Here is a 14,904-nt window from a genome sequence, read left to right as displayed (position 1 = left end):
GGCTTGCTGGCGATGGCTTCCGCGAGATCGCCATCGCCAGCAAGCCGGCTCCTACAGAGACCGCGTTTTTCTTGAAGTGAATTATTGGCTGCAAGATCCTGCACAGCAATTCAAAGTGTACTACCCGGTTAGTTTTTCGTGCGATTATCGAACACTATGCCGATTGGCGAATTGACGATTTTTCGTCCACTGCCCAACATCGACAGCACATTGAGTCCGGTCACACACATCGGCCTCGGTGACCAAAGACCCAGAACACCACATAAAAACAATCGGTGGCCTACATGACTCCTTCTCAAAGCTCTCCCGTGGAGCGTTCCTCCATGACTCCTGCCTCCGGCGGCATCGGCGACAAGATTCGCGGCGCCATGGCGGTCGGCAAAATCCGTTGGGGCATGCTGGCGCTGGTGTTTTTCGCCACCACGCTCAACTACATCGACCGCGCCGCACTGGGCGTCATGCAGCCAATCCTTGCCAAGGAAATGAGCTGGACGGCGATGGACTACGCCAACATCAACTTCTGGTTCCAGGTCGGCTACGCCATTGGTTTTGTGCTGCAAGGCCGGTTGATCGATCGGGTCGGTGTGAAGCGCGTGTTCTTCTGCGCGGTGCTGCTCTGGAGCCTGGCGACCGGCGCCCACGGCCTGGCCACTTCGGCGGTCGGCTTCATGGTTTGCCGGTTCATTCTCGGATTGACCGAAGCCGCCAACTACCCGGCCTGCGTGAAAACTACGCGGTTGTGGTTCCCGGCCGGCGAACGCGCCGTGGCCACCGGCATCTTCAATGCCGGCACTAACGTCGGCGCGATGTTCACGCCGATGCTGCTGCCGCTGATCCTGCACGTGTGGGGCTGGCAAGCCGCGTTCCTGTGCATGGCGTCACTGGGCGGGATCTGGTTGCTGTTCTGGGGCTTGAAGTACTACAACCCGGAAGAGCATCCGAGCGTCAAACAATCGGAACTGGACTACATCCAGAAGGAAGTCGAACCGGAACAGACCCGCGTGCCGTTCTCGAAGATCCTGCGCATGCGTGGCACCTGGGCCTTCGCCCTCGCCTACTCCATGACCGCGCCGGTGTTCTGGTTCTACCTGTACTGGCTGCCGCCGTTTCTCAATCAGCAATACCAACTGGGGATCAACGTGACCCAAATGGGCATCCCGCTGATCATCATCTACCTGACTGCCGACTTCGGCAGCGTCGGCGGCGGGATCCTCTCTTCGTTCATGATCGGCCGCGGCATGAACCCGATCAAGGCGCGACTGTTGTCCATGTTTCTGTTCGCCTGCTGCATCGTCGGCGTGGTCATGGCGGCGGGTTCAAGCAGTCTGTGGGTCGCGGTGTTCGCCATCTCCCTGGCCATCGGTGCGCATCAGGCCTGGACCGCGAACATCTGGAGCCTGGTGATGGACTACACGCCTAAACACATGATGAGTACGGTGTTCGGTTTCGGCGGCATGTGCGCAGCCATCGGCGGGATGTTCATGACCCAGCTGGTCGGCCACATCCTGACCATCACCAACAACAATTACACCGTGCTCTTCACCATGATTCCGGCCATGTACTTCATCGCGCTGATCTGGATGTACTTCATGGCGCCGCGCAAGATTCCTACCGTCACCGAGTAAAATTTCCTCCCTCGGCAGGCCTGATTCCAGGCCTGCCTTTTTTTCCTAGCGACGACTCTGTTGCCACGCCGCCGCCAACCCGCTGCAGCAAATCACGGCGATCCCGACAATCGTGGTGAGCGTCGGGGTGTGAGAAAACAGCAGCCACCCCAGCAGACCCGCGAACACAATCTGGCAATAGCCGAACGGCGCCAGCAGTGCAGGGGCGGCGTAGCGGAATGCCTGGGTCAGAAACAAGTGCGCCGTCATTCCGCACGCGCCCAGCGCGACCATCATGAAGCCATGCCCAAGGGTCGGCACTTGCCAGAAGAACGGCACCAGTGCGCTCATCACCAGGGTATTGCACAGTCCGGCGAAGAAGTTGCTGGTGGTCGGGCTATCGATGTTGCTGAGCTTGCGAGTGAGCAGCTGGTAGAAGCAGAAAAACAGCGCCGAACACAGCGGCAACAGCACCGCTGGCGTGAACAGATCGCCACCGGGATGAACGATGATCAACACGCCGATAAATCCGCAAATCACTGCAATCCATTGACCACGGGTCACGCGCTCGCCCAGCAGCGGCACTGACAGCGCGGTCACCAGAACCGGCGCAAGAAAGTTGACCGCCGTGGCTTCCGCCAACGGGATGTACTGCAAGCCGGTGGTAAAAAACAGACTGGTGCCCAACAGGCACAACGCCCTCACTAACTGCAGCATCGGCCGTTTAGTCCGTAGGACGCGCAACCCGGATTGCGGCAGAAAAATCCCGGCCATCAACAAGGTGTGAACCACATAACGGGCCCAGACCACCATCACGATCGGGTAGAAGCCCGAGAGGTATTTCGAAAAGGCGTCATGACTGGAAAACAGGAAGGTGGCGACGACGATCAGCAAAATCCCTTTAAAGGGCTGGTTTACGCCGGAGAGCGGGGTGCTTGCTGTCATGGGTATCCCTTGCGGAGTGAATCGTGTCGCGGGCGGCGAGTCCCAATAATTTAGAACCTGGTTCCAGATTCCAATACAAGCATGGGCCGAAAGTGTTCGAACACCGCACAGTTTAGCGGCCGACAACAATCCAATGTGGGAGCGAGCCTGCTCCCACATGAATTGATTTAACTAAACAACTCCGACGCCAGACTCGCCGCCGCCAGTTCCTCGGCATACCTTAACAACAGCGGCGCCAATTCATGCAACCGCGCGCCCGGCATCCTTGCACTCGGGCCGGCAATGCTCAGCACACCGATCACCCGCCCCTCACTCGGATGCCGCACCACCGCCGCGATCGCCGAGGTGCCCACCGCCGAACTCTCCTCGACCCAGGCGTAGCCCTGCTCCCGCGCCAGACGCAGACGTTCCAGCAATTCGATGTTGGAACGTGGTGCATTCGGCCCGAGATCCTTAGGCCGCTCGCCACCCTGGCGTTCCACCAGCGACAACGCCTCGGCATCGCTCATGCACGCCAGCCACGCATGCCCCGACGCGGTATAGAACAACGGCGCATCGCGGCCCATTTCCGGGTCATAACGCAGGCCGGAACGAGCCCCTTGAGACTTGGCGATCCAGATCTGCCGCTCGCCTTCAATCACTCCAAGACGCACCAGTTCCCCTGCTTCCTGGGCCAGGCGATCCAGCACGGGCTGAACGATATCGGCGCCGCTGCCCGACAGGTATCGAAAACCCATCGCCACCAGTTTGGTGGACAAGTGATAGCGCAGGTTCTCCGGGTTCTGCCGCACGTAGCCCAGCCGGATCAGCTCGGCAAGCAGCCGGTGAGTTGCGCTTTTAGGGATGTCCAGTTGCTCCGCGAGCATCTGCATCGGAAGGCCACGAGGATCGCTGGTAAGGCTTTCCAGCACATTGAAGACACGTTCGATCTGACTGCCGGCCATGGGGGGTTCCACATACAATTTGCCTGATTCTAGAAGATGAACCGGGTATTGCGAAATCTGGAACCCGATGTTCTACAGACACAGCTGCTCGACAACTCGATAAAAACCCGGCCTTTGACGGAATTCGATGGGTTATCCATGTTCCTACAGTCTGCAAGGCTGCCGGCCAGCGAACGAAAAGCCGGACAGCCGGACTGGCGCCGCCCCCACACACCAGCAACACTCATCACCACGGATTATCAGAGGATTCCCACATGCTATGGAAAAAAGGCCGACGCAGCGACAACGTGGTCGACGCCCGTGGTGATAGTGTCGGCGGCGGTGGTGGCGGGATGCGTTTTGGTGGCGGCAAAGGCCTGAGCCTGACCGCGATCATCCTGATTGTGGGGATCGGCTGGCTCACCGGGCAGGACCCGATGCAAATCCTCGGACAACTGACCGGACAAATGACCGAGCAATCGGCTCCGGCCACCAACCAGAGCCGCAAGGCGCCACCGGCCAACGATGAAGGCGCCGAGTTCGTGCGCTCGATCCTTGGCGATACCGAAGACACCTGGGGCCAGATTTTCCAGCAGGCGGGTCGGCAGTATAAGAACCCGACCCTGGTGCTGTTCAGCAACCGGGTGAACTCGGCCTGCGGCCTGGCCACTTCGGCGACCGGGCCGTTCTATTGCCCGACCGACCAGAAGGTCTACCTGGACATGGCTTTTTTCCAGGAAATGTCGCAACGCTTCTCCGCGGCCGGTGACTTCGCTCAGGCCTACGTAATCGCTCACGAAGTCGGACACCATGTGCAGACGTTGCTCGGCGTTTCCGCGAAAATTCAGGCGGCCCGCCAGCAAGGCCGGCAAATGGAAGGTGATGGCGGACTTTTGGTGCGTCAGGAGTTGCAGGCCGACTGCCTGGCCGGTGTCTGGGCCAACAATGCGCAGCAGCGTCTGAACTGGCTGGAACCGGGTGATATCGAAGAAGCCTTGAACGCGGCCAACGCCATCGGCGACGACCGTTTGCAACAACAGGGTCAGGGCCGGGTGGTACCTGACTCGTTTACCCATGGCACATCGGCGCAAAGGGTGCGCTGGTTTAAAACCGGATTTGCGCAAGGCCAGGTGGGCCAGTGCGATACCTTTGCGGCGAAAAACCTGTAAATGAAAAATTGGTTGTTGATGTTGTTGTTCACCTGCGCAAGCACTCAAGCGGCGGAGCATGGCGTCAAGGAGGTCAGCTCCGGACGGTTGTTGTTGAAAGAAGGTGAGATGGCGGTGAGCCTCGGCCCGGCGCCTGCGAAAATCGAACGCGTGCTGATCATCATTCATGGTCGCTTACGCAATGCTGAAACTTATCTCCAGAGCGCCGAACGCGCGGCGGAACTGGCCGGGCAAAGTGCGAACACCCTGGTGATCGCGCCGCAATTCCTCAACGAAACCGATGTCGTGCTTCATCCGGTGGCTGACACGGTGTTGCGCTGGCAGGGCAATGACTGGATGGCCGGCGGTTTATCCACCGCTCCTTTTGCGCTGAGTTCCTACGCGGCCCTCGATCAAATCATCGAGAGAATCAGCGACCGTCGGCAGTTTCCGGATGTGAAACAAATCATCATCGCCGGGCACTCCGGTGGCGCTCAGGTGGTTCAGCGCTATGCGCTGCTGGCGCGTGAGCAACCGGCTTTGACGTCCGCCGGCGTGAAGCTTCGCTACGTCGTCGCCAACCCTTCGTCGTACGCGTATTTCGATGAGCGCCGGCCCGTGGCGTTCAATCATGCGGCGTGTCCCGGCTTTAATCGCTGGAAATATGGACTGGCGGATTTACCCGTTTATGCCAGTGGGCAGACGGCACCACAGCTTGAAGGAAACTACGTCAAACGGGACGTGACTTATCTGCTCGGAAAGCAAGACACCGACCCGCAGCATCCGGCGCTCGACAAGAGTTGTGAGGCCCAAGCCCAAGGTGCTTATCGTCTGGTTCGCGGGCAGAATTTTTTCAATTACCTGCTGCGTCGCAACCCCAAAGGGGTCAATCAGCGTCTGGTAGAAGTGCCGGGGGTCGGGCATAACGGGGATGGGATGTTGACGTCGCCGGAGGGGCAGAAGGTATTGTTTGGTCAGTGAGTTTTGTATTGCCTGATCTGACGCCATCGCGAGCAGGCTCGCTCCCACAGGGGATCTCCATTGAATACAAATCTTGTGTTCGCTAAAGATCTACTGTGGGAGCGAGCCTGCTCGCGATGGGGCCCTCAAGCCGAAAGCATTTCCCGCAACACCATACAATCCGCTGCATGCCAATCTGTTAGCTCAGGCCACGGATTATCCGGCAAATTCACCAACACCGTCCGCGCCCCCGCTGCTCGACCGCAATCCAGATCAAAGCGGTAATCACCGACCATCACCAGCTCGCTCGCCGGCACGTTCCAGGCTTCGGCCAACTTCAGCAAACCACCGGGATGCGGTTTCGGCGGCGCTTCATCACGCCCCAGCACATCCTCCACGGCAAAGCAGTCCGCCAGGCCGATCGCCTCCAGCGTCACGTGCGCCAGCTCCCGGGCATTGCGCGTGAGAATGCCCAGGCGATAACCGCGACCGGCCAACTCACGCACCAGCTCCACCGCCCCCGGCGCGGCTTTCGAACCCAAGGCCAAATCGCGTTCGTGCTCCAGCAGCCACGCATGTTTGGCAGCCGCTTCATCCGCCGGCAGCGCGGCGAGGTGGGTCAGGATGTCGTCTTCGGCCGGGATCGCCAAGGCCACGCGAATCGCCGCGAAATCATGCACGGCCACCGTCAGGGTGCCGTCCATGTCGAACACCCAGTGCCGCACATCGGCCAGGCTCATGCCCAATCCTTGCGATGACGGATCAAGCCTTCCTGAGTCACCGAAGCCACCAGTTGCCCGGCACGATTGAACACGCTGCCGCGGGTGAACCCGCGAGAATTGCCGGCCCATGGACTGTCCATCGCATACAGTAACCAGTCATCGGCGCGCAGATCTGCATGGAACCACAGCGCGTGATCGAGGCTGGCGACCTGCATATCTTTCTGCCACACCGATTTGCCATGGGGCTGCATCGAGGTGGTCAGCAGACCGAAGTCCGAGGCGTAGGCCAGCAGGTATTTGTGCAGCGCCGGAGTGTCGGCCAAGGCACCGTCGGCGCGAAACCAGACGTACTTGATCGGATCGGACGGTTGCGGGTTGTAGGGATCTTTCTCGGTGATCGGTCGGAATTCGATCGGTTTGGGGCACAGGAATTTTTCGCGCATGTGCTCGGGAATCAGGTGCGCGCGCTGTTGCGTGAGCTCCAGCTCCGAGGGCAGGTTTTCCGGGCCGACCACGGTCGGCATCTCCGCTTGGTGCTCGAAGCCTTTTTCGTCGTACTGGAACGAGGCACTGCAGGTGAAGATCGGGTTGCCCTTCTGGATCGCCGTCACTCGACGCGTGCTGAAACTGCCGCCGTCGCGCACCCGGTCAACCTGATACACCACAGGCAATGCGGAATCGCCCGGACGCAGGAAATAACCGTGCATCGAATGCACATGACGCGTTTCTTCGACCGTCTGACTGGCCGCCGACAGCGATTGTCCGATCACCTGACCGCCGAACAACTGACGAAAACCCAGGTCCTGACTGCGGCCACGGAACAGGTTTTCTTCGATCGGTTCCAGGGTCAGCAGGTCGACCAGATCATCCAACACTTGGCTCATTCAGACTCTCCTCACACAACGCATGCCGCGCAGTCTTGGCTGCGGCGGTCGATTCAGTTTATGGCCAGGGCCCATGGGCGCCATTGTAAACGTCCGTGCCTGCTTATCCATGCAAGGTTTGCAGCCATTGTTCACGGGTGATGCGATACAGCACATGGTGACGCAGGGGATGATCGGCCGCGAGCTTGGGATGTTCAAAATCATCGGCTGAATCATGGTGCATGCCGATCGCCTGCATGACTTTTTCTGAAGGCAGGTTGTCTTTGGCAGTAAACGACACGACCTCTTGCAGCGCCAACCGATCAAAGCCGCAGCGCAGAGCGGTCCACGCCGCTTCGCTGGCATAACCCAGGCCCCAGTGTTCGCGCGCCAGGCGCCAGCCGATTTCGGTCGCCGGGGTGAAGGGCGCGTCGAAACCGACCACACCGAGACCGGTGAAACCGATAAACGCTCCTGTGTCCTTACGCTCCAGTGCCCAGAGGCCGAAGCCATGTTCGGCAAAATGCCCGCGAACCCGCCCGATCAGCGAAGCACTTTCCAGACGACTCAAGGGCGCCGGAAAATAACGCATGACCTGTGGATCGGCGCACATCGCCGCAAACTCCGGCAAATCCTCATCGCGCCACTGTCGCAACAACAGTCGTGCGCTCTCGAGTTCCAGTATCGGCTCCATCGTGTCCTCCCCTTTCCATGCCGCAAGTCTACAACGCTGGTAGGATCCTTCACTCATTCCTGCCTGAATTCGTCATGCCGCTGCCACTGATTTACCACGAAGACTACAGCCCCGAGTTCCCGGCAGATCACCGCTTCCCCATGGACAAGTTTCGCCTGCTGCGCGATCACCTGGTGGACAGCGGCCTGACCCGGGACGCCGACCTGCTGCGCCCGGAACTCTGCCCCCCGGAGATTCTTGCCCTCGCCCATGACGCTGCCTATATCGAACGCTACATGAGCGGCGAGTTGTCCCGCGAAGACCAGCGGCGCCTCGGCCTGCCATGGAGCGAAGCGCTGGCCCGGCGCACGGTGCGCGCGGTCGGCGGTTCGTTGCTGGCGGCGCAACAGGCGCTGGAGCACGGGCTGGCCTGTCACTTGGCCGGCGGCACCCATCACGCGCATTACGACTATCCGGCGGGTTTCTGCATCTTCAACGACCTGGCGGTGATCAGCCATTACCTTCTGGAAAGCGGCCGTGTGAATCGGGTGCTGATTTTCGATTGCGACGTGCACCAGGGCGACGGGACTGCCCGAATTCTGCACAACACCCCGGACGCGGTGACCGTTTCCCTGCACTGCGAAAAGAATTTTCCTGCACGCAAGGCTGAAAGTGACTGGGACATCCCGTTGCCCAAAGGCATGGGTGATGCCGATTACTTGAAGGTGGTGGACGATGCGCTGAATTATTTGCTGCCGCTCTACCAACCGGACCTGGTGTTGTATGACGCCGGCGTCGATGTGCATAAGGACGACGCACTCGGTTACCTGAAGCTGACAGACGAAGGCGTTGCCGCTCGCGATGAAAGCGTGATGCGTCATTGCCTGGGCCGGGATATTCCGGTGGTCGGGGTGATTGGCGGCGGTTACAGCAAAGACCGCAAGGCCCTGGCGCGCCGTCACGGCATCCTGCATCACAGCGCGCAACGGGTGTGGGCGTCATAAGGTTGTCATTGAGGGGTGAGTCTTTACCCACATTCCCTGTGGAACTGCCTGTGGATAACCTGAGTGAAAGAGCCTGCAGGCCATGTTGCACTTAGCCTACAACTCGGTGGTTGTTTTTTAACCACCTCTTGAAACCACCGAAGGTCAAATGTGGGAGTGAGCCTGCTCCGGGCGGCGTTCCGACGATGGGGCCTTCACATCCAACATCGATGTCGACTGACCTGACGCCATCGCGAGCAGGCTCGCTCCTACAGGGACCTGTGCTGATAGAATGCCCGGCTTATTCCGCCATACCGCAGCGCTTCCCATGACCCAATCCGCCGCTCACTCCCCTCACGTCGCCATCATCGGCGGCGGCCCCGCCGGCCTGATGGCCGCCGAAGTGTTGAGCCAGGCCGGAATCAAGGTCGACCTTTACGACGGCATGCCTTCGGTGGGCAGGAAGTTTCTGCTCGCGGGCGTCGGCGGCATGAACATCACCCATTCCGAAGCCTATCCGGCATTCCTCTCGCGCTACGCCGAACGCGCCCCGCAGATCGCTCCGCTGCTTCGCTCATTCGGCGCGGATGCGTTGTGCCAATGGATTCACGACCTGGGCATCGAAACCTTTGTCGGCAGCTCCGGCCGGGTGTTTCCCACCGACATGAAAGCCGCGCCTCTGCTGCGTGCGTGGCTCAAACGCCTGCGAGAGACCGGCGTGGTTATTCACACCCGCCACCGCTGGCTCGGTTGGGATGACAACGGTGGATTGCGCATCGACAGCCCCGAAGGCGAAAAAACCATCAGGCGCGACGCCACCTTGCTCGCCCTCGGAGGCGGCAGCTGGTCGCGCCTCGGATCAGACGGCGCATGGATGCTGCCACTGGAACAGCGCGGCGTAGGATTGATGCCATTGCAACCGAGCAATTGCGGCTTCGAGGTGCAGGCCTGGAGCGAATTGATGGTCAGCAAATTCGCCGGCGCGCCGCTGAAAAACATCGCCATTGGTCTCAATGACGACGTGCCGCGCCTGGGCGAATGCGTGATCACCGCGACCGGGATTGAAGGCAGTCTGATCTACGCCCTCTCGGCACCGATCCGCGAAGCCATCAACTCGTACGGCTCGGCGACTATTCACCTTGATCTGTTGCCGGGCCGGCCTGTGGATAAAGTCCAGGCTGCGCTGAGCAAACCGCGCGGGTCGCGCTCCATGTCCAAACACCTGCATAGCCAGCTCGGGATTGATGGGGTGAAAGCGGCGTTGTTGCGCGAACTCACAGCGGTTGAAAGCTTTGCTGATCCAGCGTTGCTGGCCAAAGCGATCAAGGCGTTGCCGCTGACGCTGGTGAAAACCCGCCCACTGGACGAAGCCATCAGCAGCGCCGGTGGCGTGATGTTTGAGTCGATGGATGAACGATTGATGCTCAAGCAATTGCCTGGCGTGTTCTGCGCGGGGGAAATGCTCGATTGGGAAGCGCCGACGGGCGGTTATTTGCTGACCGCGTGCTTCGCCAGTGGGCGTGCGGCGGGGTTGGGGATGGTGGAGTGGTTGAAGCACCAAGGCTTGAGACCGAGTTGAGCCCTTCGCGAGCAGGCTCGCTCCCACAGGTGACCGAGTTCTTCCAGAAAGAATGCGTTCAATGTGGGAGCGAGCCTGCTCGCGATAGCGGTCTAGCCGACGCAGCGAATATTAAGGCTTACGCTTACGCGGCCCAGTGTTGAACACCGGCACTTTCCGCACAGGCTTGATCGAAGGCTCAGGCGCCGAAGCATCACCGCTCTCCACCCACTTGCCCAGGTTGCGTTTACCGCCACCAGAGGTCTTTGGCTTCTTCGGTTTTTTCGGCTTTTTCACCACCTGACCACTGGCATCGGTATCCGGCACCCGGTGCTCAGGTTCGAAGTCATGTTCCATCTGCCGAGGCAATGTCTGACGGGTCAACGTCTCGATGGCCGACAGCAGATTCACTTCATCGGCACACACCAGCGAAATCGCCTGCCCGGTAGCACCCGCACGGCCAGTACGACCGATCCGGTGGATGTAGTCCTCAGCGACGATCGGCAGGTCGAAGTTGACCACCAACGGCAAATCTTCAATATCCAGACCACGGGCGGCAACGTCAGTGGCCACAAGGATCTGCACTTCACTGGCCTTGAACCGGTCCAGCGCACGCTGACGAGTCGCCTGCGGTTTGTCACCGTGGATGCCGTCGGCGTTGATGCCCAGTCCCTGGAGTTTTTCCACCAGCGCGTCCACGCCATTACGGGTCTTGGCGAACACCAGCACCTGCTTCCACTTGCCCTTGCGCAGCAAGTGAATAAACAGCTCCGGCTTGCGCTTCTTGTCCACCGTCACCACCCACTGTTTAACAGTGTTGGCAGCGACGTTGCGCGGGCTGACTTCGATGCTCAGCGGATCGTTAAGCATTTGCCCGGCGAGGGTGCGGATCGCGTCGGAGAAAGTCGCGGAGAACAGCAGCGTCTGACGTTTCTTCGGCAGCGCCTTGTAAATGTTCCCCAGCTCCTCGGAAAAGCCCAGGTCGAGCATGCGATCGGCTTCGTCCAGCACCAGGGTTTGCAGCTGGTTGAACTTGAGGGCGTTCTGACGGAACAGGTCGAGCAAACGGCCCGGTGTCGCCACCAACAGGTCGACACCTTTGCGCAGCTTCATCATTTGCGGGTTGATGCTGACGCCGCCGTACACCGCGTAAGTGCTCAACGGCAGGTTTTCGGCGTACTGACGAACAGCTTCGTGAACCTGTTCGGCCAGCTCGCGGGTCGGCACCAGGATCAGCGCGCGCACCGAATTGGCGGTGACTTTCGGCCCTTCCATGGCCAGCAATTGCAGGAGCGGCAGCGCGAAACCGGCAGTCTTGCCGGTGCCGGTCTGGGCCGCGGCCATCAGGTCGCGACCGGCCAGCACCGCCGGAATGGCTTGCGCCTGAACCGGCGTCGGGGTCTGGTAGCCGAGCGTCTCGAGAGAGCGCAGCAAGGGTTCGATCAGGCCAAGGGTGGCGAAAGTCATGGGATTACCGTAGGAAAATTCAGCGCAGTTGTGCATAACGAGTGTGCAATGGCGCGCAGTTTACCCTAATTCACACTCGATTCTGTCTGCACCACGGCAGCAGGTCTTTGCGGAGCCCGGCGCCACTGCGGCAATCCGATCAACACCACGGCACTGATGATCACCAGCATGGCCAGGGCTTCTTCGATGCCGATGGTCTCGCCGACAAACACAATCCCCAGCAACACCGCCACCGCCGGGTTGACGTAGGCATAACTGGTGGCCGCCGCTGGACGCACGTTTTTCAACAGGTACATGTAAGCGTTGAAGGCGATGATCGAACCGAAGAAAGTCAGATAGGCCAGCGCCGCCCAGCCCTCGATCGGCGGCATCGCTTCCAGATGTTCACCGCTCAACGCACTGCCGATCAGCAACACCACGCCACCCACCAGCATTTCCACGGCACTGGCCATCGCGCCTTGGGGCAACGGCAAGTGTTTGCTCCACACCGAACCGAAGGCCCAGGAAGCCGCCGCGAACACCAGCAACAGCGCTCCCAGCGGGCTTGATTGCAGGTTGGAACCGAGGTTGAGCATGGCGATACCAATCAGCCCGAGCACAATCCCGGCCCATTCGAGACGGGTATTACGCGCGCCCCAGAAATAACCGCAGAGCAAGGTAAACAACGGCACCGTCGCCACCGCCAATGCCGCCACACCGGATGCCACGCCCATGTGCTCGGCCACGCTGACCCCGCCGTTACCGCAGGCGAGCAGCAAAATCCCGATGATCCCGGCGGCTTTCCACTGCGCCCAGGTCGGTGCCGGTGCCCCGCGCCAACGCAGGAAGGCGTACATCAAAGTTCCGGCGATCACGAAACGGATGCCGGCGAGCAGCAACGGCGGCCAATACTCCACGCCGATGCGGATCACAAGGTAGGTCGAACCCCAGATCACGTACAGGGCGAAGAAAGCGGCGATCAACGGTAACGGGAAACGGCGCATGGGCAGCTCGATGACAAGACAATGTGAACAGCTATTCTAGAAAGGCCAGCGGCGTAAAATAAGTTACAAAACCTGTTTATAGCGCCGGTACACTTTTCAAAACACGGAGATCGGCGCTATAAACCGTGTTTTCGTAAGTCAGTCATTTTTCAGGAATGTGATCATGGATAAGTACGACCGCATGCTCCTCAGCGCCCTGCTGGAAAACGGTCGTGCGTCCTACGCCGACCTGGCGCGCAAGGTCAACCTGTCCGCCCCGGCCGTGGCCGAGCGCGTGGCCAAACTTGAAGCCTGCGGGGTGATCACCGGTTACCAGGCGAAAGTCGACATGGCCAAGCTTGGATTGCCGATCCAGTGCGTGATCGAACTGCGCTTGAACCAGCATGGCAACCAGAAGGCCTACGACGACCTGATCAAAATCCCGCAACTGACGGAGTGCCATCGTGTGACGGGTGATCCGTGCGTGATTATGCAGGCTGCAGTGGGATCGATGCCGGAGCTGGAAGAGTTGATCAACCGGATCGCCAAGTTCGGGTTCAGCAAGACCTCGATCGTGCTGTCGAGCGCCATCGAGAAGCGCGTGCCGTTGGGGCAGCTGGAAGGCAATGGAAAAGTTTGATACGACACCGACCCTGTGGGAGCGAGCCTGCTCGCGATAGCGGAGTGTCAGTCGAAATCTGTGTTGTTTGGCACTCCGCAATCGCGGGTAAGCCCGCTCCCACAGGTTTTATGTGCGACTCAAAATCCGCGATGGCGCTTGAGGTGTTCGTTGATCTTCGCCGCCGGCACTTTCTGCAAGCTGACCAGCAGATCATGGGACAACTCGCGCAACCCGTGCTTCTGCCGCAATTCCTGAGCCAGATGCGCCGTCAGGTTGGCCGCCATTTCGGCATCGGCCATGGCACGGTGAGCCTTGCCGGTGTTGGGCAGGCTGGCGAAGGTGGTGAGCGTACCGAGTTTGTGGTTCGGCGCGGCGGGCATCAGGCGGCGGGCGAGGAGCAGCGAGCAGGCAAAGTTCTGCAAGCGGGTGCGTTTGATGCGGCCGAGTTCGAAGTCCCAGAACTTCTGGTCGAACGCGGCGTTGTGCGCCAGCAGCGGCGTGATCCCGACGAATTCGTTGACCTCGTTCATCACCTGCTCGGCCGAGGGCGCGGTGCGCAGCATGGCGTTGCTGATGCCGGTGAGTTGTTCGATGAAGGCCGGGACGCGCACGCCGGCGTTCATCAGGCTCTGGTAACGCTCGACGATGCGCCCCTGTTCAAGGATCACCACGGCAATTTCCGTGGCCCGGCAGCTGCTGCTCGGGGAGATCCCGGTGGTTTCAAAGTCGATGACTGCTATGCGTTCCAAACCTGTTTCAACTCCGTAAAAATCAATTCTTGAGCAGCAACGCGCCTTCGATCGGCACGTAGCGGCTGGCGGCGCGGATCAGCGAGTTGGCCGTCAGCCCCGGCACGCCGTAGGCCACTGCCTGCACGCCGTGCTTGGTGATGATGCGTTCCAGCAGCATGTCGAAATCACCGTCACCGGACGCCAGCACCACTTCGTCGACATGATCGGCGGCGTCCATGATGTCGAGGGTGATACCCACGTCCCAATCGCCCTTGGCCGAGCCGTCGCTGCGCTGGATGTAGGGCTTGAGCTTCACGATGAAGCCGAGGTTGCGCAGGATCTGCTGGAATTGCTGCTGCTTGCTGTCGCCGCGGTCGATCGCGTAGGCATAGGCCTCGACGATCTCGCCTTGCTTGCTGATATCAGCCCACAGCGCGGCGTAGTTGAAGTGGCAACCATAGGCCTGACGCACGGTGTAATAGAGGTTCTGGACATCGGCGAACACTGCGATTTTTTTCACCGTGCATCCTCTTTGGCGCAGTCGCGCGCAGGCTGGATCAGGCACCAGGCCCGAAAAGTGGCCCAGTATGCCAGCCTGAAGGATTGTTCCGCGAATAATCGGCCCGAAGCATCTTGGAGCCTCGGACGAATGGCAATCTGTGGCGAGGGAGCTTGCTCCCGCTGGGTCGCGCAGCGGCCCCAAAAAAAGGACTGCTGCGCAGCCAGCGGGAGCAAGCTCCCTC

15 protein-coding genes are annotated in these 14,904 nt (G+C 60.2%); 6 read left to right on the top strand and 9 right to left on the bottom strand.

What is annotated here, in order from left to right; genetic code table 11:
* Positions 1-323: 323 nt before the first annotated feature.
* Positions 324-1,625, top strand: a complete 1,302-nt coding sequence (locus ACRC4F_RS08250; protein ID WP_438658863.1) for an MFS transporter — start codon at positions 324-326, stop codon at positions 1,623-1,625.
* A 45-nt stretch (positions 1,626-1,670) separates the two neighbouring features.
* Here the strand turns inward: ACRC4F_RS08250 and ACRC4F_RS08245 are convergent, their stop codons facing one another.
* Entirely contained in the window at positions 1,671-2,549 is an 879-nt protein-coding gene (locus tag ACRC4F_RS08245) for a DMT family transporter (protein ID WP_438658862.1), read from the bottom strand.
* 167 nt (positions 2,550-2,716) lie between these two features.
* On the bottom strand, positions 2,717-3,493 hold the full coding sequence (locus ACRC4F_RS08240; protein ID WP_438658861.1) for an IclR family transcriptional regulator: 777 nt from the start codon (positions 3,491-3,493) through the stop codon (positions 2,717-2,719).
* 254 nt (positions 3,494-3,747) lie between these two features.
* On the opposite strand from ACRC4F_RS08240, the gene ypfJ reads away from it, so the two are divergent.
* Together ypfJ and ACRC4F_RS08230 are read left to right on the top strand one after the other, a co-directional pair.
* Positions 3,748-4,641 (top strand): KPN_02809 family neutral zinc metallopeptidase, encoded by an 894-nt coding sequence (gene ypfJ, locus ACRC4F_RS08235; RefSeq protein ID WP_438658860.1) that lies wholly within the window; start codon positions 3,748-3,750, stop codon positions 4,639-4,641.
* Positions 4,642-5,601: an alpha/beta fold hydrolase gene (locus ACRC4F_RS08230; protein ID WP_438658859.1), complete on the top strand. Its 960-nt coding sequence runs from the start codon at positions 4,642-4,644 to the stop codon at positions 5,599-5,601. It begins immediately after the preceding gene.
* Positions 5,602-5,726: 125 nt separating this feature from the next.
* Here ACRC4F_RS08230 and ACRC4F_RS08225 read toward each other — a convergent pair whose 3' ends face one another.
* The 3 genes from ACRC4F_RS08225 to ACRC4F_RS08215 all read right to left on the bottom strand — a co-directional run bounded on the left by ACRC4F_RS08225 (position 5,727) and on the right by ACRC4F_RS08215 (position 7,859).
* A complete protein-coding gene (locus ACRC4F_RS08225; RefSeq protein WP_438658858.1) occupies positions 5,727-6,320 on the bottom strand; it encodes an HAD family hydrolase in 594 nt (197 codons plus the stop codon).
* Positions 6,317-7,186, bottom strand: a complete 870-nt coding sequence (gene tesB / locus ACRC4F_RS08220; RefSeq protein WP_438658857.1) for an acyl-CoA thioesterase II — start codon at positions 7,184-7,186, stop codon at positions 6,317-6,319. Before tesB ends, ACRC4F_RS08225 begins: the two co-directional genes overlap by 4 nt.
* Before the next feature lie 103 nt (positions 7,187-7,289).
* Positions 7,290-7,859, bottom strand: coding sequence for a GNAT family N-acetyltransferase (locus ACRC4F_RS08215; RefSeq protein ID WP_438658856.1), 570 nt, complete (start codon positions 7,857-7,859; stop codon positions 7,290-7,292).
* A 74-nt stretch (positions 7,860-7,933) separates the two neighbouring features.
* Between ACRC4F_RS08215 and ACRC4F_RS08210 the strand changes: the two genes are divergently transcribed.
* Both ACRC4F_RS08210 and ACRC4F_RS08205 read left to right on the top strand, forming a co-directional pair.
* Entirely contained in the window at positions 7,934-8,842 is a 909-nt protein-coding gene (locus ACRC4F_RS08210) for a histone deacetylase family protein (RefSeq protein ID WP_438658855.1), read from the top strand.
* A gap of 307 nt (positions 8,843-9,149) precedes the next feature.
* Positions 9,150-10,400, top strand: a complete 1,251-nt coding sequence (locus ACRC4F_RS08205) for a TIGR03862 family flavoprotein (protein ID WP_438658854.1) — start codon at positions 9,150-9,152, stop codon at positions 10,398-10,400.
* A gap of 111 nt (positions 10,401-10,511) precedes the next feature.
* Here the strand turns inward: ACRC4F_RS08205 and ACRC4F_RS08200 are convergent, their stop codons facing one another.
* The gene (locus ACRC4F_RS08200; RefSeq protein ID WP_438658853.1) at positions 10,512-11,846 is read right to left on the bottom strand and encodes a DEAD/DEAH box helicase; all 1,335 of its coding nucleotides are present in this window, start codon (positions 11,844-11,846) and stop codon (positions 10,512-10,514) included.
* 65 nt (positions 11,847-11,911) lie between these two features.
* Positions 11,912-12,835: a drug/metabolite exporter YedA gene (gene yedA, locus ACRC4F_RS08195; protein ID WP_438658864.1), complete on the bottom strand. Its 924-nt coding sequence runs from the start codon at positions 12,833-12,835 to the stop codon at positions 11,912-11,914.
* A 157-nt stretch (positions 12,836-12,992) separates the two neighbouring features.
* Here yedA and ACRC4F_RS08190 point away from each other — a divergent pair, with 157 nt between their 5' ends.
* Positions 12,993-13,448 (top strand): Lrp/AsnC family transcriptional regulator, encoded by a 456-nt coding sequence (locus tag ACRC4F_RS08190; RefSeq protein ID WP_309675024.1) that lies wholly within the window; start codon positions 12,993-12,995, stop codon positions 13,446-13,448.
* A gap of 119 nt (positions 13,449-13,567) precedes the next feature.
* On the opposite strand, the gene ACRC4F_RS08185 is transcribed toward ACRC4F_RS08190, so the two are convergent.
* Positions 13,568-14,179, bottom strand: coding sequence for a 3'-5' exonuclease (locus tag ACRC4F_RS08185; RefSeq protein ID WP_017340916.1), 612 nt, complete (start codon positions 14,177-14,179; stop codon positions 13,568-13,570).
* Positions 14,180-14,201: 22 nt separating this feature from the next.
* Positions 14,202-14,681, bottom strand: a complete 480-nt coding sequence (locus ACRC4F_RS08180; RefSeq protein ID WP_010467410.1) for a LabA-like NYN domain-containing protein — start codon at positions 14,679-14,681, stop codon at positions 14,202-14,204.
* Positions 14,682-14,904: the final 223 nt, after the last annotated feature.

Origin of the sequence: Pseudomonas sp. (genome assembly GCF_051660785.1) — a bacterium.
Classification (GTDB): Bacteria; Pseudomonadota; Gammaproteobacteria; order Pseudomonadales; family Pseudomonadaceae; genus Aquipseudomonas.
The sequence above is the reverse complement of the archived record's forward strand: the minus strand, read 5'-3'. Positions and strand labels throughout refer to the sequence as shown.